The following is a 20,778-nucleotide window of genomic DNA, read 5'->3' as shown; positions in this document are numbered from 1 at the left end:
GCCGTCCCCGAGGTCGGGGTCCGGCATCACGCGACCGGGGTCCGCGAGCGTGACCGGGCGACCGTCGAGCCGGAGGCGGCGCAGACCCTCGAGCACCATGCGGCGCCCGACGTCGCTCATGCCGCTCACCGGGCCCAGGTCGAGGACCACGCGGGTGGCGTCGCCGTCGTCGGCCATCGCCGCCAGCACCCGCTCGGCCTCGACGAAGTCGATCGTGCCGTGGAGCCGGTACCGCGTGCGGCCGGCCTCGCGGCGGTGGTCGAGCGTCGCGACGGTGCCGCGCGGCGCGGCCGCCATGAGGTGCATCCCCATGTCGGCCGACAGGCGCTCCATGACCTTGACGCCGCGCACGCTGTTGCCGTGGGCGTCCAGCCGGGGCGAGAGCACCGCGAGCCCGACCCGCCCGGGCAGCGCGCCGATCAGACCGCCCGCGACCCCGCTCTTGGCGGGGATGCCGACGCGGCTCCACCACGAGCCCGCGCCGTCGTACATCCCGGCGGCCGCCATCACCGCGAGCGTCTGGCGGGCGGTCACCGGGTCGAGCACCGCCTCGCCGGTCACCGGCTGCACGCCGCCGTTCGCGAGCGTCGCCGCCATCACGGCGAGGTCGGTCACGGTCACCAGGACCGAGCACTGCCGGGTGTAGCCGTCGACGGCGACGTGCGGGTCGACGTCGATCGCGCCGTAGCCGCGGAGCATGTGCGCGATGGCGAGGTTGCGGTCCGCCGTCGCCATCTCCGACGCGTGCACCGCGCCGTCGACCCGCAGCTCGCGGCCCGCGAGGCGCGACATGAGTGAACGGACCCGCTCGACGCGCTCGTCCGGACCCGCACCGGCGCCGACGAGGAGCTGGTGCGTGGTGATGGCGCCGGCGTTGATCATGGGGTTGCGCGGCCGGTGCGAATCCTCCTCGAGCGACAGCTCGTTGAACGCCTCGCCCGACGGTTCGACCCCGACGCTCTCCAGCACCCTGGGCAGGCCGCGGTCGAGGATCGCCGCGGCGTAGGCGAACGGTTTGGATATGGACTGGATGGTGAACTCGACGTCGTCGTCGCCCGCCGCGTACGTGCGCCCGTCGGTGGTCGTGACGGCGAGCGCGAGCCGGTCCGGATCCGCGCGCGCCAGCTCGGGCACGTAGTCGGCGACGGCGCCGCCGTCGTGGTCGCGCACCTCCTCCAGGAGGGTGGCCAGGTAGTCCGGGACGGGTGTGCGCACGTTGTTTCCCCTGCGGTGGTGGCGGTCAGCGACGGATGTCGACGACGATCCGCGCCGGGTCGGTCAGGGTGCTGATCCGGAAGTCGCGGACGGCGTCGAGACCGATGTGGGTGGCGGCGTAGCCCTCCCAGGGGCCCTCGGACCACAGGCCGCGCACGGTCGTGTCGCCGACGTCGGACGGACCCGTCACGACGGTCCCCTCGCGCTCGAGGTCGGCCGGGTGGACGACCATCGCCGTGTCGATCCGGAGGAACACCTCGCCGTCCACGTCGAGCACGTCACCGCTGCCCTCGGCGATCGGCTCCTCGACGTAGCGCGCGGCCCACGACGGCGGCTCCGCGCCGTCGAACTCCAGCACGACGCGGTCGTAGCCGTCGTGCGCGGCGGCACGGACCTCCGTGAGGAACGTCGGGCCGGTCCTCGTGTCGGGCCAGGGGTCGGTGCTGCGGTCCTGCGGCCCGAAGCCCTGGAGGTCGTCGGATCCTGCCTCCGCCTCGTCGGCGGGCGGCGCGGTCTCCGGGGGGACCGGCGACGGCGTGGGCTGTTCCGCGGGCGGATCGCTGGGCGACTCGCTGGGTGACTCGCTGGGCGGCGTCGAGGTCGCCGGCGGTGCGGACGTGGTCGTCGAGGTGTCGGACGACGCCGGGGGCTCCGGGCTGCCGTCGACGTCTCCGTCGGGGCTGCAGGCGGTCGTGGCGCCCAGCACCAGTGCGAGAGCCGCGGCCGCGACCGCGCGGTGGGATCTGGTCATGGTTCATCCGACCACAGCGCGAAGGGTTCGTGCGGCCCGAGGAAAGTTCGCACGGGCCGCGTCATATTCGCACCGCACGAACGTCGAGGGAGTATGAGCTTCTACAGCGAGCGCCGAGCGCCGTCGTCAGGCCCCCGCCCCCGCATCGTCGAACCGGTGCCCGCCGAACGGGCGGCGAGACCCGCCCCGCCCCCGCACGCCGTGCCCGGTACGCCGGACGAGCACGCAGGGGCGGCCATGGTCGTCTCGGCGCGCGACTGGCAGTACTGGCCGGCGGATGCCGCCTGGAAGGCCGAGATGATCGCGCGCGGACGCGTGCGCATCGCGGGGGCGACCGACCCCTCCTGACCCGGCCCCGCCGTCGCGACCCTCCGGGACCGCCCTCGCGACCGGCCGCCCGACGTCCTGGCCCGGCGCGCCGTCACGCGCCAGGATGGTGGCCCGCCCCGGCCGCGCCCCTCGGGCGCCGCCCGCCACCGACGTCACAGGAGCCCCATGTTCGCGATGTCCGACGGCGCCCCCGCCCCCGCGCACGACGACGCGGTCGTGCGCGCCGGCTCCGCCCGCTTCACGGTGCTCAGCCCATGCCTGCTGCGGCTCGAGCAGTCCGAGGCGGGCGAGTTCGCCGACGAGCGCACGCAGGTCGTCGTCGAGCGGGCGTTCGAGGCCGGGACGCCCCCGTTCGAGGTCCGCCGGCGCGAGGGCGACGGCGTCGAGGTCCTCACGACGGACCTGCACCTGGTCTACACGGGCGGTCCGTTCTCGGCCGCGACCCTGGCCGTCACGCTGCGCACCGACGCCACCGACGTGCACCACTCCGTCTGGCGGTTCGGGCAGAGCTACCCCGACCAGCTGCCCGAGCGCGGCAACCTGTTCGGCACCGCTCGTACGCTCGACGAGGCCGACGGCGCGATCCCGCTCGACCCCGGCCTGCTGGCCACCTGGGGCTTCGCGAGCCTCGACGACTCGGACTCGGTCCTGCTCTCCCCCGACGGCTGGATCGCCCCGCGGCCGCACGCCGCCCGGGCCGCGGCCGGGCGCCCCGACCCCACGCCGACCCACGACCTCTACCTGTTCGGGCACGGCCGGGACTTCCGCGCCGCGCTGGCGGACTTCCACCGCCTCACCGGTCCGTCGCCGCTCGTGCCGCGCGCGGTGCTCGGCAACTGGTGGAGCCGATTCTGGCGCTACGACGAGGACGGCTACCTGGCGCTGATGGACCGCTTCGACGCCGCACGCGTGCCCCTGTCGGTGGCCGTCATCGACATGGACTGGCACGTGACCGACGTCGACCCCGCGATCGGCACGGGCTGGACCGGCTACACGTGGAACCGCGACCTGTTCCCCGACCCCGCGCGCTTCCTGGCGGCGCTGCACGAGCGCGGCCTCGACGTCACGCTGAACGTCCACCCGGCCGACGGCGTGCGCCGCCACGAGGACGCCTACGAGGAGATGGCGCGCGCCGTCGGGATCGACCCGGCTTCCGGCGTCGCCGTCGGCTTCGACGTCACCTCGCGCACGTTCGTCGACGCCTACCTGCGGCTGCTGCACCACCCTCGAGGAGCAGGGTGTCGACTTCTGGTGGCTCGACTGGCAGTCCGGCGGCGCCACCGCCGTCCCCGGCCTGGACCCGCTGTGGATGCTCAACCACCTGCACTTCGTCGACTCCGGGCGCGGCGGCCGGCGCCCCCTGACGTTCTCTCGCTACGCCGGGATCGGCAGCCACCGCTACCCCGTCGGCTTCTCGGGCGACACGCACACCACGTGGGCCTCGCTCGACTTCCAGCCCTACTTCACCGCGACGGCGGCCAACGTCGGCTACGGCTGGTGGAGCCACGACGTCGGCGGTCACCGCCTCGGGTCGCACGACGTCGAGCGCACCGTCCGCTGGGTGCAGCTCGGCGTGTTCTCGCCGGTCAACCGGCTGCACTCCTCCAACAGCCCGTTCGCGACGAAGGAGCCGTGGGCGTTCGGCCCGCGCGCGCAGGCGGTCGTGGAGCGGTTCCTGCGGCTGCGCCACCTGCTCGTACCGACGCTCTACAGTGCCTCGTGGACCGCGCACACCGACGGCGTCGCGATCGTGCGGCCGATGTACCACGACCACCCACGCACGCAGGAGGCGTTCGAGGTCCCGAACCAGGCGATGGTCGGCGAGCACCTCCTGCTCGCACCGATCACGACGCCGGAGGACCAGGTCGCGACGATCGCGTCCGTGCGGGCGTGGCTCCCGCCGGGCGCGTGGGTGGACCTGTTCACGGGGGCCCGCTACGGCACTGACGACGCCGGTCCGCACGACGGACGCGGGCGGCACGTGGTGCTGCACCGCCCGCTCGAGGGGTACCCGGTGCTCGTGCGCGCCGGTGCGGTGCTGCCGCTCGCGGCCGATCCGATGGCGGACGTGCGCGAGGCGCCCGAGGTGCTCGTGCTGCGGGTGGTGCCCGGGACGGCGTCCTCGACCCTGGTGGAGGACGACGGCGGAGCGGCGCCCGTGCCCGAGGTGACGGTGATGCGGCAGCGGGTCGTGGGGGCGGGGGACGGCGGGGCGACGATCGAGCTCGAGATCGAGGCGACGACGGGGCGGCCGGTCGGGCGTCCGCGCGAGATCTGGGTGGACCTCGTCGGGGTGGCGTCGGTGGACGAGGTGACTATCGACGTCGGGGGCGAGGGTTCCGCCGGTCCGGCAGCCGCGCCGATGGTCGTGGGCCCGGCCGACGACGACGCCGCGGAGCTCCTCGCCCCGGCGCTGCGGATCTCCCTGGGCCGCGTCGACACCGCGCTCGGCCTGACGCTCACGGTGACGGGCGTGCGGGCGGCGCCGCGCGACGTCGTCGACGATGCCTTCACGCTGCTGGCGGCGGCGGAGATCCCCTACGCCACGAAGGAGAACGCCTGGGCAGCCGTGAAGCGGCTGGGCGGGATCGACCTGGCGCAGGAGCTGGCGGCCCTGGACCTGCCGGAGGTGCTGCGGGCCGCGCTGCTGGAGGTGGCGGCGACCGACCCGGTCCTCTGACGGGGCGCGCGACCTCCGCCGCCACCGACCGTCACGTTCTGCACGGTTAAGGGCCGCTATCCGTGCAGAACGTGACAGTCGATGGGCTTATCCGGGCGAAACGTGACAGTCGCGGTCCGCCGTCACCGGACGTGACGGCGGACGTGCGCGCCGACTGTCACCCCGTCGTCCGGTCCGAGCGGCGTCGGTGACGCATCACCAGGAACCCACCGGCCACGAGGACGGCTGCCGCGGCAGCCACCCACGTCAGCGTCCCGGACGAACCGGGCTCCTCGTCCCGTGCCTCGCCGCCCTCGGCGACGACGTCGAACGGCTCCTCCTGGCCACCGGAGATCGCCACGACCTCGCCCACGTCGACGACCCGGACCGGGATGCCGTTCGTGCCGGGCCCGGGTGCCGGCTCGGTACCGAACGGGGTCGCTCCCGCGTCCCTGACCCCGATGTCGACGCCGGAGTGGTCGGGCGCGGGAGCCGCCCAGGACGCCTGGCCGGAAGCCACGAGCTGCGAGGCGAGCGCCGTGAGGTCGCTCAGCTCGTAGTCGGCGCGCACGACCGTGACCCGGTCGGCGACCCCCTGCTCGCCCGCGACGGCCAGCACCTGCTCGTCCGACTGGTCCGGGCCCAGCACCACCTGGATGTGGCCGGACGGCTCGTCCCAGACGAACGTGACGTCGAGCTCCGCCGCCGCGGCGGTGAACATCAGCAGGTCGTCGGGCACGTTCGACCGGCCGTACCCCTCGGGTGCGGTGGTCATGAACTCCGGGGCGGCCGTCGCCGTCGTCGGCTGAGCGGCGACAGCCGGGGCCGCGGCCGCCACGAGCACGAGTGCGAGCGCGAGCTCGGCCCCGCTCCTGAGGATCCTCATCACGGCAGCTCCGACACGTCGTCCTGGATGGTGGATGAAGCCAAGCACGATCCACACCGGCGCGCCTCCCGAGGCGTGCGCTGCCGCCCGACCACCTGGCTGTCGGAGCGCGCCCGACCGTCCTCGGACGCGCCCTTCCGGGCGGAGCGCGACCGTCGATGACGTCGCCGCGGACGGTCATCGCTCGGCCTCCTGCCGATCTGGCAGATCCTCCGCCGTGCCGAGGCAACCCGCGCTGCCGCTGACGGACGCGTACCCGTGGTCGCTGAAGATGGACGCTCCGGTGCGATAGCCGTCCCTGGCGAGACGGATCCCGTCCGCCGACGTCCCCAGCACGGTCCAGCCCCGGGGTTCGAGGTCGGCCGCGAGTCGAGCGACCGCCTGGTCCACGTTCTCCTGTGCGCCCAGCTCGACACGGACCCCGTGGAGGAACTCCTCTCCCACCTCGGCCCCGCTCACGCTGTCGCGGCAGTCCGTCCACGTCTGCTGCTGCACCTGGAAGGTGTCGCCGAGCTGGGCAGCGAGTGTGTCGACCGCCGAACGGGTGCCGCCCTCGACGGTGGAACGCACGGCGGGGTCCTCGGTGATCGGTGCGTCCTCCTGGGTGGCGCAGGCGGCGAGCCAGATCGTGGAGAGGAGCAGCACGAGCGGCTTGCGGGCGTTCCTCACGGCCCCTCCTCGGGCAGGTCGTCGAGGGTGGCGATGCAGCCTGCGCCGCCCGTGATCGAGGCGTACCCGTCGTCGGTGAAGATCGAGGCGGCCACGACGTACCCGTCGCGCGTCAGGCGGAGCAGCCGCAGCGTCGGATCGGCCTCGCGCCACGTCCAGCCGAGACCGGTGACGTGGGTCTCCAGCCGACCGGCGACCTGCTCGAACGTCTCCTGCCCGGTCAGGGTGGCCGGGGTGAGCAGGGCGACGGCGAACGAACGCCGAGCACGCGCCGCCAGTGCCATCGGTCTCCCGTCGTCGTCGCTGGTCCCCCCACCATCGCAGCACGCCGTCCTTGCCGGCGTGACCGAGGCCCCGGCGCAGGACCGGAGTCCCGCGCCGAGGCCTCGTGCCGGCCGCGGCCGACGGTCGGACGCGGTAGCAGCTACGCCCCGTTCTCCAGCCGGAACATGAACGCGGCCATCGCGTCGCGGTTGACCGGGCTGAGCGGGCGGAAGATCGTCGTCCCGTCGTTGCCCTCCCCGACCCAGCCGGTCGCGACACCGGACTCGGCGAGCCACGCGATCTCCGCGAAGTACTGGTTCGCCGTCGAGACGTCGTCGAACGGCGACGCGGCCGGTGCCGGCTCGGCCGCCGGGTCGACGTCCGAGTACCGGTAGAGGAACGCCGCCATGGCGTCGCGCGCGATCGGCTCGAGCGGGCGGAAGGAGTACGTCCCGTCGCCGTTGGCCCACCCGGTGGAGATCTCCTCGGCGTGCAGCCACGCGATCTCCTCGTAGAACTGGTTGTCCGTGCTCACGTCGGTGAACGGCGAGACGTCCGGCGCCTCGAACTCCGGCTCGTCGGCCAGGCGGTACAGGAACGCCGCCATCGCGTCGCGCGCCACCGGCGTCACCGGCCGGAACTCCCGCGTACCGTCGGGCAGCTCCCAGCCGCGGGCGATCCCGCGCTCCGCCAGCCACCCGATCTCCGCCGCGAACTTCGTCTCGGGCGTCACGTCCACGAAGCCCTCGCTCGGCGTCGTGGAGCAGTCGCTCTCGACGGCGCCCGCGACGCTCTGGATGCCACCGAGGACGTGCTGCAGGAACTCGGGCTCGGCGAAGGACTCCTCGGTGTGACCGCCGCCCGTGTACCAGGAGCGGCCGCCGTCGAACGGGTGGCACCAGGCGATGGGGTGGTCCTCACCCATCGCCGAGGACCCCGCGTCGTAGGTGCTCTCGTCCAGCGTGGCGAGCACGTGGACCTGCCCCCTCGGGTTGGACTGGAAGTTGTACCACTCGTCGAAGCGCTCCCACTCCTCGTCCAGGTGCGCGGTGGAGGGGTGGTCGTGGTCCTCGACCAGGATCGTCGCGGTCTGGTTCTGGGGGTGGCCGGCGAAGTAGGCGCCCACGAGCTCGCCGTACCAGGGCCAGTCGTACTCGGTGTCCGAGGCGGCGTGGATACCCGCGTACCCGCCGCCACCCTGGATGTAGGACTCGAACGCGGCCTGCTGCTCGTCGTTCAGGACGTCGCCCGTGGTCGAGAGCCACACCACGGCGTCGTAGTTCGCCAGGTTCTCCTCGGTGAACTCCTCGGCGTTCTCGGTGGCGTCGACGGCGAAGTCGTTCTCCTCGCCCAGCTGCTCGATGGCGGCGATACCCGCGGGGATCGAGGAGTGCCGGAAACCGGCGGTCTTCGAGAAGACGAGGACGGAGAAGTCCTCCTCCGCGACCGGGTCGGGCTCGGACCCAGGTGGCTGCGGAGCCGCGGTGGCCGAGGCCAGCGCGGCGAACGACAGGGGCAGTGCGACGGTGGCGGCGGCGACGGCCGCGATCGTCCGGCGGGCGCCGGGCGACCGGCGCGGGACAGGGTGACTCACCAGGATCTCCTTCGGTCTGGGGGCAGGGGCGATGCTGCGTGCTGACCGGGTCAGGGAGCCGGACGACGAGGCGCCGCGCGGTCCGCCTTGACCGGATCTTGACGATAAGCACACTTTTGCTGATCGTCAATCAAAAGTCGGACACGAAACGTCACGGGCGCGCGGCCCCGCGCCGGCGCAGCAGCACGACGGCGAGCACCGCTCCCGCCGCGACCAGCACCACCGCGCCGATCACCCACCCCGTGACACCTCCGCCGGAGGTCTCGGCCGCCGCGTCGGACACGGCGGTGTCCTCGGCCGCACCGGCGTCGGCGTCCGAGTCGCTCGAGGTGTCGGACGCCCCGCTCCCACCCTCCGCACCGGGCTGCGCACCGTCCTGCGCCGACGTCTCGGCGGGCTCCGGCGTCGGCGGCGCGACGACGTCGACCTCGACCTGGGCCTCCGCCTCCGACGGCGCCGTGAGCGTGGCGGTCACCGTCCAGTGGCCCTCGCCCAGCACGCCTGCCTCCGAGCGGTACCAGCCGACGCCCGACGAGGACGACTGCAGCGTGAGCGGGCCGACCTCCTCCCCCGCGTCGGAGACGGCGACGACCGTGATCGCGGCGCTCTCCTCGACCGGGTGGCCGTCCCCCTCGTAGGTCAGGAAGGCGTCGATCCCGCCGCCCCCGTCGGTGCCGAGACCGATCGCGATCGGGCCCCCGTGCGCCTGCGCCGGGACGGCCCCCGTCGCGAGCACCGCGAGGAGTCCCAGGACGAGGGCGCTCAGCGTGGCGATGAGGCGGGCGGCCGCGCGAGGGCGGACGGGGCGGGGTCGGGACACGTCGGGCCTTTCGAGAGAGCGGGACCGGCGGCGTGCGGGACCGCCGGGGACGAGGAGGGTGCCTCGGCGCGGGACCCGGTGGTCCCGGGTCCCGCGCCGAGGTGGTGCCGGCCGTGGCCGGCGGTTCGCGGCTGTCGCGGGCTAGCCGAGGTTCTCCAGCCGGTACATGAAGGCGGCCATCGCGTCACGGTTGACCGGGCTCAGCGGACGGTAGATCGTCGTGCCGTCGTTGCCGTCCTCCCACCCGGTCGCGACACCCGTCTCCTGGAGCCACGAGATCTCCGTGTAGAACTGGTTCGCCGTGGAGACGTCGTCGAAGGCCGACACGGTCGGAGCCGTGTACCCCTCGACCTCCGCGTAGCGGTACAGGAACGCCGCCATCGCGTCACGCGCGATCGGCGCCAGCGGGCGGAACGAGAACGTCCCGTCCCCGTTGGCCCAGCCCGTGGAGATCCCCTCGGCGTGGAGCCAGGCGATCTCCTTGTAGAACAGGTTGTCCGTCGCGACGTCGGTGAACGGCGACACGGCCGGCTCCTCGAACGCGGGCTCGTCGGCGAGGCGGTACAGGAACGCCGCCATCGCGTCGCGCGCCACCGGCGTCACGGGTCGGAACTCCCGCGTGCCGTCCGGCAACACCCACCCGCGGGTGACCCCGCGCTCCGCCAGCCACGTGATCTCGGCGAAGAACAGGTTGTCCTCCGCCACGTCCGTGAAGTAGCGCGTCACGGGGGCCGCGGTGACGGTGACCTGCGCCGTCGCCGTGCCCGACGTGAAGCCGTCGGCCGCCGCGGTGACCGTCACCGCGTAGGTGCCGGCCGCCGTCGTGACGAGCTGCGCACCCGTGGCGCCGGTGACGGGCTCGCCGTCCCTGGTCCACGAGTAGGTCAGCTCGGCGTCGGCCGGGTCGGCCGTGACGGTCGCCGTGACGGTGTCGCCCGCGACCGCGGTGGTCGGCAGGCTCGCCTCCACCCCGACCGTCCGGACGAACGTCACCGTGTAGACGGTGGTCAGACCGGTCGCACCGGTCACCGTGACCGTGGCGACGGCGTCGCCCGCCGGGTCGGCCTGCTCGATCGCGACCTCGGCCCCGGGCGTGGCGGTCGCGGCCGTCACGGTCGGGAGCGCGGAGCCGGTCACGGCCACCTCGTAGTCGAGCTGGCCGTCGACCAGGGTGATCGGCGTCCCGCCGGCCGCGAGCTCGGAGAGCACCGGCGCGTCGGCCGGCGGCTCCTCGTCGCCGACCACGAGGAAGTGGTCGAACCGGACGGGCACGACCGGCGTCGCGGCCGCACCGAGGACGAAGACCCCGACCCGGGCCGTGCCGACGGCCGTGTTGGTCACGCCCTCGGACAGGTCCGTCCACGTCTCGCCGTCGGCGGACCAGGCGCCCGTGAAGGCGTTGCCGTCCCGCGTCAGGCGGAGGTGGAACACGTCGCCGGCGATGCCGTCGACACCCGGCTGCGGGTTCTGCACCACGCCACCGACCTCGCTGCGCAGCTCGATGCCGAGGTCGCGGGCGGACCCGACCGCGTTGCGGGCGACGACGTCGAGCTTCACGTAGTTGTCGTCGTCGCCGTAGAGGATCAGGCCGCCCTGCTGGTACTGCTGGTCCAGCTCGGTGACGTCCACGATCGTCTCGACGGTCCACTCGTCCGACGGCTGCGCCTGGACGACGATGTTGGGAACCTCGCCGTTGTCGGTGCCGTAGATGTCGGTCGGGGTGGTGTCGATCTCCAGCCAGCCGTCGCTGACGCGGTAGAGGTCGGTGTCCTCGCGCACGATGCTCCAGCGGCACGCGTCGAGCGCGTCACCGTCGAAGTCGTCGTTCGGACCCGGGACCACGGCCGTGTCGTCGGGGCTGATCTGGAACCAGTCGAAGGACGCCTCGATGACGGGGCTGACCGAGGACGCGTTGGCGAACGCGGTCAGACCGACCTGCGGATCCGCGACGTCGCCGAGCGGCAGGGTCTCCGCCAGCGCGGTCCACGTCTCGCCGTCGGCGGAGTACTCGCCCGAGAGCACGCCGTCGGTGACGGTGAGGCGCAGCTGGACGGTGTCCGGGAACGCCGTGCCGAGACCGCTGGTGTTGACCTCCGTGGCCGTGCCGCCGTTCTCGACGGCCAGCTGCACGATGCGCGCCCCCGCGTCCGGCGAGCTGCTGCGGCCCTGGACCACCAGCTTGGCGTAGTTGTCGTCGTCGCCGTAGATGATGATCCCGGCCTGCTGGTACTGCTCGCGGGCCGCGATGGTCACCTCCGTCGTGATGACCGCGTCGCCGTCCGGCATCTCCTGCAGCACGATGTTGCTGACGTCGCCGCCCGCGCCGTAGATGTCGGTCTTGCTCGCCGGGATGACCAGCGCGCTGTCGGAGACCCGGATGTTCTGGTCCCGGCGAACCACGGTGGTCCAGCGGTCCTCGTCGAGCTCGCCGCCGAGGAAGTCGTCGGAGCGACCGGAGAAGCAGATCGGGGGCGGCCCGCTGTCGGCGGTCACGGTGATGGTGAGGTACTCGACCGCGAACGCGCCGCCCGGGTCGGTGACCCGGACCTGCAGGCGGTAGGTGCCCGCCTGCTCGTAGGTGAAGCTGAACTCCGGCCCCCGGGTGCGAACCCGTCACCGAGACCGGCGTCCCACTCGTAGGTGAGCGCGTCGTCCTCGCCGTCGGGGTCCGAGGCGACCGCCGTGGCCTCCACCGTCCCCGGGGCCACCAGGGTGTCGCTCTCCACGGTCAGCTCGACGTCGGGGCGGATGTTGTCCGTGACGCCGCGGCCGTTGAACTCGGCCCAGTTGACGTTCAGCCCACCGTCCAGGCTCACGAAGTAGAGCGTGCCCGAACCGTCGGGGATCTCGACCGGCGCGCCCGGGGTGGTGACGAAGCTCTGCCACCCACCCGTGCTCGGTACGTCGATGCTCGCCAGCTCCGGCCCCTCGGGGTCGTTCCAGCGGAGCGAGACCGTCCCGCCGCCGTCGGGCGACGCCGCGCGCAGCGCGATCGTGTCGATCATCGCGAGGCTGATGGGGTCGAACGCCCACCAGTCACCGGCCTCGATGTAGCCGATGTTGGAACCGCCGCCGGCGGGGTCGGTGGTCTGCTCGATGACCACGCCGGGGTCGCCGGGCGAGGTCGAGCCGGCCAGGCGACCGGTCGAGGTGAAGAACTCGGCCTGCAGCGTCTTGGGCTGGAGCACCTGCAGGTCGCTGGCGCGCAGCGGCACGCCGACGGAGCCGCCGTCGTCGATGTAGCTGGCCTCGATGACCCAGAAGATGTTCTCGCTGATGCCGTGACCCTCGTCGCGAGCGGTCTGGATCAGCCCCTCGCAGCCCGAGAGCTCCTCGAAGGGGTGGGCGTGGCTGTCGTGACCGAGCGACGTGAACAGCGTGACGTCCTCGCAGCTGACCTCGCCGTCCGGGTCGTCCACGAGGATCTCGTAGGCGACCTGGTCACCGAAGTCGAAGAAACCGCCGTTCTCCGGGAACGTGATCGTGACCGTGGGTGCGATGTTGCCGACCACGATCGTGACGTTGGCGACGCCGGTGCGGCCCTCGGGGTCCGTGGCGGTGAGCTGGGCGACGTAGCTGCCCTCCTCCTCGTACACGTGCACCGGGTTCGCCTCGCTGCTCGGCTCCGACCCGTCGCCGAACGTCCACTGCAGGGTGATCGGGTCACCGTTCGGGTGGCGCGTGCCCTCCGAGGAGAACGAGACCTCCAGCGGCGCGAGGCCGCTGGTGACGTCCGCGGTGGCGCGCGCGATCGGCGAGACCTCGCCGAGCACGTAGTTCACCTTGAAGATCCCCGAGCTGGGGTTGTTGCCACCGAAGCCCGAGCCCCAGTCGATGACGTACAGCGCGCCGTCGGGCCCGAACTCGAAGTCCATCGGACGGTTGAAGCCGGCCGACGGGTCGAGGATGCCGGGCAGGACGCGGTTGACGTCGATGATGTCCGTCCGGTCCTCGCGGCCCAGCTGGATGGAGTACATCGTGCCCTTGTTCCACTCGCCGAACATGGCCTTGCCGTCCCAGTAGGCCGGCCACTTCACGTCGGAGACCAGGTCCTCGTCGTAGACGTAGGTGTCACCCGCCATGGGTGCACCGCCGCCGCCGATCTCGGGCGTGGTGGGGGAACCGCCGGAGTTGTAGTAGATCTCCGCGCCGATGGCGGGGGCAGCTGCTGCAGACCGGTGTTGTTCGGGGAGTTGTTGACCACGCCGCCGGCGCAGTCGAACGCCGCACCGGACTGGCCGGTCGCGAAGTTGTAGTCGTTGTAGGCGTTGTTCGAGCCCGTGCAGTAGGGCCAGCCGTAGAAGCCGGGCTCGGACACGATGTTCCACTCCACGGTGCCGATCGGGCCGCGCGTGGGCGACGCCGAGCCGGAGTCCGGCCCGTAGTCCGCCACCAGCAGGTTGCCGCTGGAGTGGTCGATCCCGATGCGGAACGGGTTGCGCATCCCCATCGCGTAGATCTCGGGGCGGGTGAGCTCGGTGCCCGGTGCGAAGAGGTTGCCCTCGGGCACCGTGTACGAGCCGTCGTCCTGCGGCGTGATGCGGATGACCTTGCCGCGCAGGTCGTTGGTGTTGGCCGAGGTGGCCTGGGCGTCGAAGTTCACGCGGCCCGGGCGCTCGTCGATCGGCGTGAAGCCGCCCGACTCGAACGGGTTGGTGTTGTCACCCGTGGCCAGGATGAGGTTGCCGTCGTCGTCGAACAGCATGTCGCCGCCGGCGTGGCAGCACGTGTCGCGCTGCGTGGCCACCTCGAGGATCGTGACGCCGCTGGCGGCGTCGACGCTCTGGGTCTCGGCGTCGTAGGTGAAGCGCGAGATCTGGTTGTGCGGTCCGGAACCGCCGAGGTCGGTGGGCGACCAGTACAGGTACATCCAGCCGTTGGAGGAGAAGTCCGGGTCCAGGGTGATCCCGAGCAGGCCGTCCTCGTTGCTCTGCGTGACGCTGAGGTTCAGCACCGTGGAGGTCACGGTGGTGGCGGCGTCGATGCGCTGCACCCGGCCGTCGCGCTCGATGTAGAAGACGGTGCCGTCGTCGGCCACCTTCATCGCCATCGGGTTGGCGGTGGAGTCGCTGAGGTCGACGCGCTCGTAGCTCGAGCTCTGCGTGGCGGTGCAGTCGCTCTCGACGGCGCCCGCGGCGGTCTGGATGCCGCCGAGCAGGTGGCGGACGAAGTCGGGCTCGCTGAAGGACTCCTCCGTGTGGCCGCCGCCGGTGTACCAGGAGCGACCGCCGTCGAAGGCCTGGCACCAGGCGATCGGGTGGTCGATGCCCATGGCCGACGCGCCGGCCTGGTACGTCGTCTCGTCGAGCGAGGCGAGCACGTGCACCGTGTCGCGCGGGTTGGAGCGGAAGTTGTACCACTCGTCGTAGCGCTCCCACTCGTCGGGCAGGTGCGCGGTGGAGTCGTGGGCGTGGTCCTCGACCTTGATCGTGGCGTCCTGGTTCTGCGGGTGGCCCGCGAAGTAGGCGCCGACGAGCTCGCCGTACCAGGGCCAGTCGTACTCGGTGTCGGAGGCGGCGTGGACGCCGGCGTAGCCGCCGCCACCCTGGATGTAGGACTCGAACGCGGCCTGCTGGTCGGCGTTCAGGACGTCGCCGGTGGTGGAGAGCCAGACGACGGCGTCGTAGCCCGCGAGGTTCTCCTCGGTGAAGGCAGCGGCGTCCTCGGTGGCGTCGACGGCGAAGTTGTTCTCCTCGCCGAGCTGCTCGATGGCGGCGATGCCGGCGGGGATCGAGGAGTGCCGGAAACCGGCGGTCTTCGAGAAGACGAGGACGGAGAAGTCCTCCTCCTCCACGACGGGGGGTTCGGGGTCGGGTGGTTGCGGCACCGCGCTGGCCGAGGCCATCGCGGCGAACGACAGGGGCAGTGCGACGGTGGCGGCGGCGACGGCCGCGATCGTCCGGCGGACGCCGGGCGACCTGCCTGCGAACAGGGTTCTCACCTGGAGCTCCTTCGATCTGGGTGACAGGGGGCGCTGCTTCGTTGCGCGCGTGGGTTCGGAGGCACCTCCCGTGGTGCTCGTGCGGACGACGACGGTGACGCTGCTGACCGAGCCAAGGTGGGAGGCGGTGTCGAGCGGAGGAAGCGCCGCCACGACGTGCGGTCCACTCTGACCACCTGACGACCGTAGGCAGACTTTTGCTGGCCGTCAATCAGAAGTTGCGCTACTTTGCTCCGCAGATGACCGAAGGCCGGGCGACAGCCCGGTTCCGCCGTTCGCGTGCCGGAGGGCGGCGACCGCGCGGTGCGAGGAGGGGTTCACTGTGCTCATGGACGGACTGAGGAAGTTCCCGACCAGGCCCACGGGCGCCGGGGAGACGTTCCAGCTCTTTCGCGACGGCACCCCCGCACGCGGGCCTGGCTGATGGCGGAGACCGGGCACTCCCGCTCCACCGTTGCCGCGCGCATCGACGCGCTGTGCCGCATCGGGGTGCTGGTGCCGACGGGTGAGGCCAGCAGCACGGGCGGCCGCCCGCCCGCCACCTTCGCGTTCGAGCCGAGCGCCCGGGTGGTGCTCGGCGTCGACCTCGGCGCGACGCGCGCCCGGATCGGGCTGACGGACCTCGCGGGCCGGCTGCTCGTGGAGCTCGACGAGCTCGTGGCGATCGCGGACGGACCCGAGCCGGTGCTGGCGTGGGTCGCGGACACGGCGCAGGCGCTGCTCGCCCGGGCCGGGCGGACCGCCCTCGACCTCGCGGGGGTGGGCATCGGGCTGCCGGGGCCGGTCGACCACACGACCGGTCGCCCCGTGAACCCGCCGATCATGCCCGGCTGGAACGACGTCGACGTCCCGAGCATCCTGGCCGCGCGGCTGGGGGTGCCGGTCGCCGTCGACAACGACGCCAACATCATCGCGCTCGGCGAGCAGCGCACGATCTACCCCGACGAGCGCGAGCTCCTGTTCGTCAAGGTCGCCACGGGCATCGGCGCGGGCATCCTCATGGACGGCGAGCTGCGGCGCGGCGCGCAGGGTGCCGCCGGGGACATCGGCCACCTCTCGCTGCCCGGCAAGCAGGACGTGCGCTGCCGCTGCGGCAACGACGGCTGCCTCGAGGCCGTGGCGTCGCTGACCTCGATCGCGGCGCACCTGAGCGCCGAGTCGGGCACGAGCGTCACCACGGACGACGTCGTCGCGCGCGTGCGGGTCGGCGACGTGCAGGCGAACGCCCACGTGCGGCAGGCGGGACGTGACATCGGGCTCGCGCTCGCGAGCGCCGTCAACCTCCTCAACCCCGCACGGATCGTGGTGGGCGGCCACCTCGCCCTCGCCGGGGACCAGCTCATCGCGGGCATCCGCGAGGTGGTCTACCAGCGGTGCATGCCGCTGGCGACGGCGCGGCTGCAGATCGAGACGGCGCGCGCCGGCAGCAGCGCGGGCATCGTCGGCGCCGCGACCCTCGTGATCGACAGGTTCCTCTCACCGGAGGCCGTGGAGGGCCTCATTCTCAGCAAGGAGGCATGACGTGCAACGACGCGCGCTGGTGGTTCGTGGTGGCTGGGACGGGCACGACCCCGTCGGCACCACCGACCTGTTCATCCCCCGCCTGCGCGAGGCGGGCTTCGACGTGGCCGTCGAGGACGCCCTCGAGGTGTACGCCGACTCCGACGTCATGGACGGGATTGACCTCGTGGTCCAGTCCTGGACGAAGGGCGAGATCCTGGCGGACGAGCTCACCGGGCTGCGCCGCGCGGTCGAGGCGGGTACCGGGCTGGCCGGCTGGCACGGGGGCTGCTCGACGCGTTCCGCGACGCCACCGACTACCACCACGTCGTGGGCGGTCAGTTCGTGGCGCACCCGGACGACCTGATCGAGCACGAGGTCCGCGTGGTGGCGGGGCGCGCCGACCATCCGGTGCTCGACGGCGTCGCCCCCGCCGTGCGGCTGACGACCGAGCAGTACTGGGTCCAGACCGACGCCGGCTGCGACGTGCTGGCGACGACGACGCACGCCGTGCGCGAGGGTGCCGCGTGGCACGAGCCGGTCACCGTGCCGGCGGTGTGGACCCGGCGGTGGGGCGCCGGCCGCGTGTTCGCGTGCACCCTGGGGCACACGGTGGAGACGCTCGGCGACCCCTGGGTCTCGCGGGTGGTCGAGCAGGGGATGGTGTGGGCGGCGCGGCGGAGCGGGTGACGTCGGCCCGTACCGACTGTGACGCCCTGCGCGCCGCCCGCCCCGTCAGGCGAGGCTGAGCGCCGCCGTCTCGCGCAGCGGCGTCGGCGTGTAGTCGGCGCGGCCGGCCTGACCGAAGACGGCCATCCGCTCGGCCACCATCGCGGACATCGCCGCGCGGCCGGCCTTCGCGGCGGGGGCAGGGTCGGCGGCCAGCGGGTCGGCCGCGAGCGCCACGCGCATCGCGGCGGCGTAGGCCATGTGCGAGTCCATGCCCTGGTTGATCTTCGTGACGCCGAGCTTCGTGGAGCGCGCCTTCTCGTCCTCGGGCACGCCCCAGGACTCGGGCAGGCCGCCGCCGTGCGCGTTGATGATCTCGCGCAGGTCGGCGGGCAGGGACGACGAGCCGTGCATCACCAGGTGGGTGTCGGGGATGAGCCCGGCGATGGTCTCGATGAGGTCCATGCGCAGCACGGTCCCGTCGGGTGGGCTCGTGAACTTGTAGGCGCCGTGCGAGGTGCCGATGGCGACGGCGAGCGCGTCGACGTCGGTCTCCGCCACGAACCGCGCGGCCTCGTCGGGGTCGGCAAGGACGATCTCGGCGTGCGTGGCGCCGTCCTTCGAGCCGCCGATGGTCCCGAGCTCGGCCTCGACCGAGACGCCGCGCTCGCGGGCGTAGGCCACGACCTCCTTCGTCACGGCCACGTTCGCCTCGAAGCTGGTGGGCTGGTGGGTGACGGGGTCGAGGCTGCCGTCGATCATCACGCTGGAGAAGCCGGCGTCGATCGCCCGCTTGCACGTCTCGGCGTCGGGCCCGTGGTCGAGGTGCACCACGACCGGCACCTGCGGGTAGTGGTCGACCGTGCGCAGCAGCAGGTCCCAGTAGAGCTCGTCGGAGGCGAAGGCCGAGGCGCCGGCGATCGTCTGCACGATGACGGGCGAGCTCGTGGACGCCGCGGCGTCGAGCACCGCCTCGACCTGCTCGATGTCGGTGACGTTGAAGGCGCCCACCCCGTATCCGCCGGCGCGGGCGTGGTCGAGCACTTCCCGCAGGGTGCACAGTGTCATCGTGGTGGCCTTTCGGTTCCGGACGGCTTCGTCGAGCGGGGCTACGGTGTCCCACTGGCACGCTACGATAGCAGAACGAAACCCAGCAGGCTTCATTTGATTGCGCTTCGAGGGAGAAGACATGGGAACGCCGGTCATCGTGGGGGTCGACTTCGGCAGCTCGCGGATCAAGGCCGCGGCCTACGACGCCGCCGGGGAGATGGTCGCGCTGGAGGCCGCGGCGACGCCGGTGCGCCGCAGCCCCGGCGGGGACGACTTCCCCGTGCTCGACCTGCTCGCGACGGCGCTCGACGTCGTCGCCGCCCTCGACGCCGGCCCGATCGCCGCGCTCGGCACGACGTCGATGGGCGAGGTCGGCACGATCGTCACCCCCGAGGGGCTCACCCCCTGGACTTCCCGGCCTGGTACGACGACCGCGGGGCCGAGGTCGTCGCCGAGCTCGAGAGCCGCTGGGGCGCCACCGCCCTGCGCGACCTCACCGGCCGGCACCTGCGCACCACCTCGACGGTCGCCAAGCTCGCCCACCTGCACGCCCGCACCGGCCGCGTGCCCCCGGGGCAGTTCGTCGGTCTCTGCGGCGCGCTCGCCTACCAGCTCACGGGGCAGGCGTGGCAGGAGGCCGGGCTCGCCACCACCAGCGGGGTCTGGGACCCGCTCGAGCACCGCTACCTGGCGGAGGTGTGGGTCGCGGCGGGCCTCGGCCACGTCTCGCTCGCCCCGGTCCGCGAGCCCGGGTACGCCGCCCCGGCCACGGGTGATCTCGCGCGGGCGCTCGGGCTCGCCGAGGGCGCACCGGTGGTGATCGCCGGGCACGACCACCCGGTCGCCGCGGTGGGGTCGGGCGTGCGCACGGGCGAGGTCTTCGACTCGATGGGGACGGGCGAGGCGATCATCGCCGCGCTCCCCTCCGGCGCGACGCTCACGCGCGCGCAGCTCGTCGCCCACCTCGAGCGCGACGCCGACCTCACCTTCGAGGTCTGGCCGCCCGACGGCGCGCTGCTGGCCGTGTGGGAGCGGATGCGCCCCGGCCTGGCGATGCGCACGTTCCTCGACGGTGCCGACCTCGACCGGCAGGCGCTCGACGACGGTGCGGCCCCGCCCACCGACGCGCCCCGCTTCGGCGCCGCGGACCTCGCGGCCCTGCAGGACGGGCACGCCGTGCTCGGCCCGCGCGACGCCGCGGCGTGGGGTGACCTGATGGACGCGTACGTGCTGCTCGCCAACCGGGGCGGGGAGCTCGCGCGCGCCGTCGCGGGGGCGACCGGCGAGACGGTGCTGACCGGCGGCGGCCTGCGCTCGCGCCGCTGGCGGCACGCGAAGGTGGCGCTCGGCCCGCGGCCGCTGGCGGTCTCGACCGTCACGGAGGCGGCCACGCGCGGGTGCGCCGCGATGGCCGGGGACGCGGCCGGCTGGTGGCCGGGCGCCGAGGCGATGCCCGGCGACACCCGGGTGGCGGTCGACTCGGAGGCGACGATCGACGCCGCGGTGGGGTGAACCCGTCAGGGCAGGAGCGTACCGATATCGGTACGCTTCTGGCTCAGGAGGTGGGCCCATGACCTATCGCACGGACCTCTGGGAGATCGCTGCCGGTCACCACGGGGTGGTCACCATCGCCGAGGCGGACGACGCCGGCGTTCCCGCCGTGGAGCTGCGCAAGCTCGCCGCCCGAGGGGCTCTGCAGGCACACGGTCAGGGCGTCTACTCCCACCGGGACGTACCGCGGACCGCTGCGACGCAACCGGCCGTCGCCGTCGCGCTCGCGGGCGACGGCGCATTCCTCCAGGACGAGTCGGTGCTCGACCTCCTCGGACTCGGCCAGCTCAACCCCCGAAAGTGCGCGTCGGCACCCGCCGCCGCGTCCGGCGGACGCTGCCGACCTGGATGGAGCTGACCCACCGGACCGACGTGCCGGCGGGGGACGTGACCCGGTACCAGGGAGTGGCGGCCACGACCGTCCGGCGCGCGCTCCTGGACGTGCGGGGCCGAATGCCGCCGGACCGCTGGGAGGCCCTGGTCGGCCAGGCGCTGAGGCGGGCGCTGATCGACGAGCATCCCGCCGCTGCGCGGCCCGGAGGTCCGGCATGACCACGGCATCTCCACCACTCAACGTGACGCAGCTGGAGGACCGCCTCGCACAGGTAGCGGGAGCGATGGGTCTTCCCGTGGCACGTGCGCGCGTGATGCTGTGCACGCTCGTGGTGTCCCAGATGCTGCCCGACGGCGTCGCGGTGAAGGGCGGCATGGCCAGCTGCGTCGCGACCCCGACGCGCCCGACCGCGTCGCCTTCACCGCGTCCGTGCGGGCCGTCAGGCTCCACGACCCGGGGCTGACCCGACCGGAGTACCTCATGCATCCCTACCGCGTGTCCCTGGAGTTCCTGGGTCGCGCATGGGGAGGGCTCGACGTCGAGCT

At 73.0% G+C, this 20,778-nt stretch carries 19 protein-coding genes and 2 pseudogenes; 8 read left to right on the top strand and 13 right to left on the bottom strand.

Annotated features, from left to right (window positions below; genetic code table 11):
- Window positions 1-36 precede the first annotated feature (36 nt).
- Together QQK22_RS15740 and QQK22_RS15735 are read right to left on the bottom strand one after the other, a co-directional pair.
- Window positions 37-1,170: pseudogene (locus tag QQK22_RS15740) on the bottom strand (glutaminase); the annotation flags it as partial.
- Between the two features lie 70 nt (window positions 1,171-1,240).
- On the bottom strand, window positions 1,241-1,966 hold the full coding sequence (locus QQK22_RS15735; RefSeq protein ID WP_284251903.1) for an AMIN-like domain-containing (lipo)protein: 726 nt from the start codon (window positions 1,964-1,966) through the stop codon (window positions 1,241-1,243).
- 93 nt (window positions 1,967-2,059) lie between these two features.
- Between QQK22_RS15735 and QQK22_RS15730 the strand changes: the two genes are divergently transcribed.
- Window positions 2,060-2,314: a hypothetical protein gene (locus QQK22_RS15730; RefSeq protein ID WP_284251901.1), complete on the top strand. Its 255-nt coding sequence runs from the start codon at window positions 2,060-2,062 to the stop codon at window positions 2,312-2,314.
- A gap of 134 nt (window positions 2,315-2,448) precedes the next feature.
- Here QQK22_RS15730 and QQK22_RS15725 read toward each other — a convergent pair whose 3' ends face one another.
- Window positions 2,449-2,691, bottom strand: a complete 243-nt coding sequence (locus tag QQK22_RS15725) for a hypothetical protein (protein WP_284252847.1) — start codon at window positions 2,689-2,691, stop codon at window positions 2,449-2,451.
- Window positions 2,692-2,773: 82 nt separating this feature from the next.
- Here QQK22_RS15725 and QQK22_RS15720 point away from each other — a divergent pair.
- Both QQK22_RS15720 and QQK22_RS15715 read left to right on the top strand, forming a co-directional pair.
- Window positions 2,774-3,367, top strand: a pseudogene (locus QQK22_RS15720) (TIM-barrel domain-containing protein); the annotation flags it as partial.
- Window positions 3,368-3,605: 238 nt separating this feature from the next.
- On the top strand, window positions 3,606-4,976 hold the full coding sequence (locus QQK22_RS15715) for a TIM-barrel domain-containing protein (protein ID WP_348525611.1): 1,371 nt from the start codon (window positions 3,606-3,608) through the stop codon (window positions 4,974-4,976).
- A gap of 157 nt (window positions 4,977-5,133) precedes the next feature.
- On the opposite strand, the gene QQK22_RS15710 is transcribed toward QQK22_RS15715, so the two are convergent.
- The 8 genes from QQK22_RS15710 to QQK22_RS15675 form a co-directional block, all read right to left on the bottom strand.
- Window positions 5,134-5,841, bottom strand: coding sequence for a hypothetical protein (locus QQK22_RS15710; protein ID WP_284251899.1), 708 nt, complete (start codon window positions 5,839-5,841; stop codon window positions 5,134-5,136).
- Window positions 5,842-6,018: 177 nt separating this feature from the next.
- Complete coding sequence (locus QQK22_RS15705) at window positions 6,019-6,510, bottom strand: hypothetical protein (protein ID WP_284251897.1); 492 nt, start codon at window positions 6,508-6,510, stop codon at window positions 6,019-6,021.
- Window positions 6,507-6,794 carry a hypothetical protein gene (locus QQK22_RS15700; RefSeq protein WP_284251896.1) on the bottom strand — a complete coding sequence of 96 codons (288 nt, stop codon included), beginning with the start codon at window positions 6,792-6,794 and terminating at the stop codon, window positions 6,507-6,509. The genes QQK22_RS15705 and QQK22_RS15700 overlap by 4 nt, the downstream gene beginning before the upstream one ends.
- A gap of 140 nt (window positions 6,795-6,934) precedes the next feature.
- Complete coding sequence (locus QQK22_RS15695) at window positions 6,935-8,368, bottom strand: ThuA domain-containing protein (protein WP_284251894.1); 1,434 nt, start codon at window positions 8,366-8,368, stop codon at window positions 6,935-6,937.
- A gap of 151 nt (window positions 8,369-8,519) precedes the next feature.
- Complete coding sequence (locus QQK22_RS15690) at window positions 8,520-9,188, bottom strand: hypothetical protein (protein ID WP_284251891.1); 669 nt, start codon at window positions 9,186-9,188, stop codon at window positions 8,520-8,522.
- A gap of 141 nt (window positions 9,189-9,329) precedes the next feature.
- Window positions 9,330-11,681: a beta-xylosidase family glycoside hydrolase gene (locus QQK22_RS15685; protein WP_284251889.1), complete on the bottom strand. Its 2,352-nt coding sequence runs from the start codon at window positions 11,679-11,681 to the stop codon at window positions 9,330-9,332.
- Complete coding sequence (locus QQK22_RS15680) at window positions 11,678-13,270, bottom strand: carbohydrate-binding protein (RefSeq protein WP_284251887.1); 1,593 nt, start codon at window positions 13,268-13,270, stop codon at window positions 11,678-11,680. The genes QQK22_RS15685 and QQK22_RS15680 overlap by 4 nt, the downstream gene beginning before the upstream one ends.
- Window positions 13,222-15,129 (bottom strand): ThuA domain-containing protein, encoded by a 1,908-nt coding sequence (locus QQK22_RS15675; protein ID WP_284251885.1) that lies wholly within the window; start codon window positions 15,127-15,129, stop codon window positions 13,222-13,224. The genes QQK22_RS15680 and QQK22_RS15675 overlap by 49 nt, the downstream gene beginning before the upstream one ends.
- A gap of 423 nt (window positions 15,130-15,552) precedes the next feature.
- Between QQK22_RS15675 and QQK22_RS15670 the strand changes: the two genes are divergently transcribed.
- Genes QQK22_RS15670 through QQK22_RS18960 form a run of 3 tightly spaced genes read left to right on the top strand, consistent with a single transcriptional unit; the run spans window position 15,553 to window position 17,319 of the window.
- Window positions 15,553-16,650 carry an ROK family protein gene (locus tag QQK22_RS15670; RefSeq protein WP_348525610.1) on the top strand — a complete coding sequence of 366 codons (1,098 nt, stop codon included), beginning with the start codon at window positions 15,553-15,555 and terminating at the stop codon, window positions 16,648-16,650.
- A 1-nt stretch (window position 16,651) separates the two neighbouring features.
- On the top strand, window positions 16,652-16,996 hold the full coding sequence (locus QQK22_RS18965; RefSeq protein WP_348525609.1) for a ThuA domain-containing protein: 345 nt from the start codon (window positions 16,652-16,654) through the stop codon (window positions 16,994-16,996).
- On the top strand, window positions 16,960-17,319 hold the full coding sequence (locus tag QQK22_RS18960) for a ThuA domain-containing protein (protein WP_348525608.1): 360 nt from the start codon (window positions 16,960-16,962) through the stop codon (window positions 17,317-17,319). Before QQK22_RS18965 ends, QQK22_RS18960 begins: the two co-directional genes overlap by 37 nt.
- Before the next feature lie 45 nt (window positions 17,320-17,364).
- Here QQK22_RS18960 and QQK22_RS15660 read toward each other — a convergent pair whose 3' ends face one another.
- On the bottom strand, window positions 17,365-18,366 hold the full coding sequence (locus QQK22_RS15660) for a ketose-bisphosphate aldolase (protein WP_284251883.1): 1,002 nt from the start codon (window positions 18,364-18,366) through the stop codon (window positions 17,365-17,367).
- A gap of 180 nt (window positions 18,367-18,546) precedes the next feature.
- Window positions 18,547-18,855: a hypothetical protein gene (locus QQK22_RS15655; protein WP_284252845.1), complete on the bottom strand. Its 309-nt coding sequence runs from the start codon at window positions 18,853-18,855 to the stop codon at window positions 18,547-18,549.
- Between QQK22_RS15655 and QQK22_RS15650 the strand changes: the two genes are divergently transcribed.
- Together QQK22_RS15650 and QQK22_RS15645 are read left to right on the top strand one after the other, a co-directional pair.
- A complete protein-coding gene (locus tag QQK22_RS15650; protein WP_284252792.1) occupies window positions 18,754-19,860 on the top strand; it encodes an FGGY family carbohydrate kinase in 1,107 nt (368 codons plus the stop codon). The two genes, QQK22_RS15655 and QQK22_RS15650, sit on opposite strands and share 102 nt — an antisense overlap.
- A gap of 58 nt (window positions 19,861-19,918) precedes the next feature.
- Complete coding sequence (locus QQK22_RS15645; RefSeq protein WP_284251881.1) at window positions 19,919-20,257, top strand: type IV toxin-antitoxin system AbiEi family antitoxin domain-containing protein; 339 nt, start codon at window positions 19,919-19,921, stop codon at window positions 20,255-20,257.
- The last annotated feature ends 521 nt before the right edge of the window (window positions 20,258-20,778 follow it).

Source organism: Litorihabitans aurantiacus (assembly GCF_030161595.1).
Lineage (GTDB): Bacteria > Actinomycetota > Actinomycetes > Actinomycetales > Beutenbergiaceae > Litorihabitans > Litorihabitans aurantiacus.
This window is presented reverse-complemented; position numbering and strand designations above follow the sequence as displayed.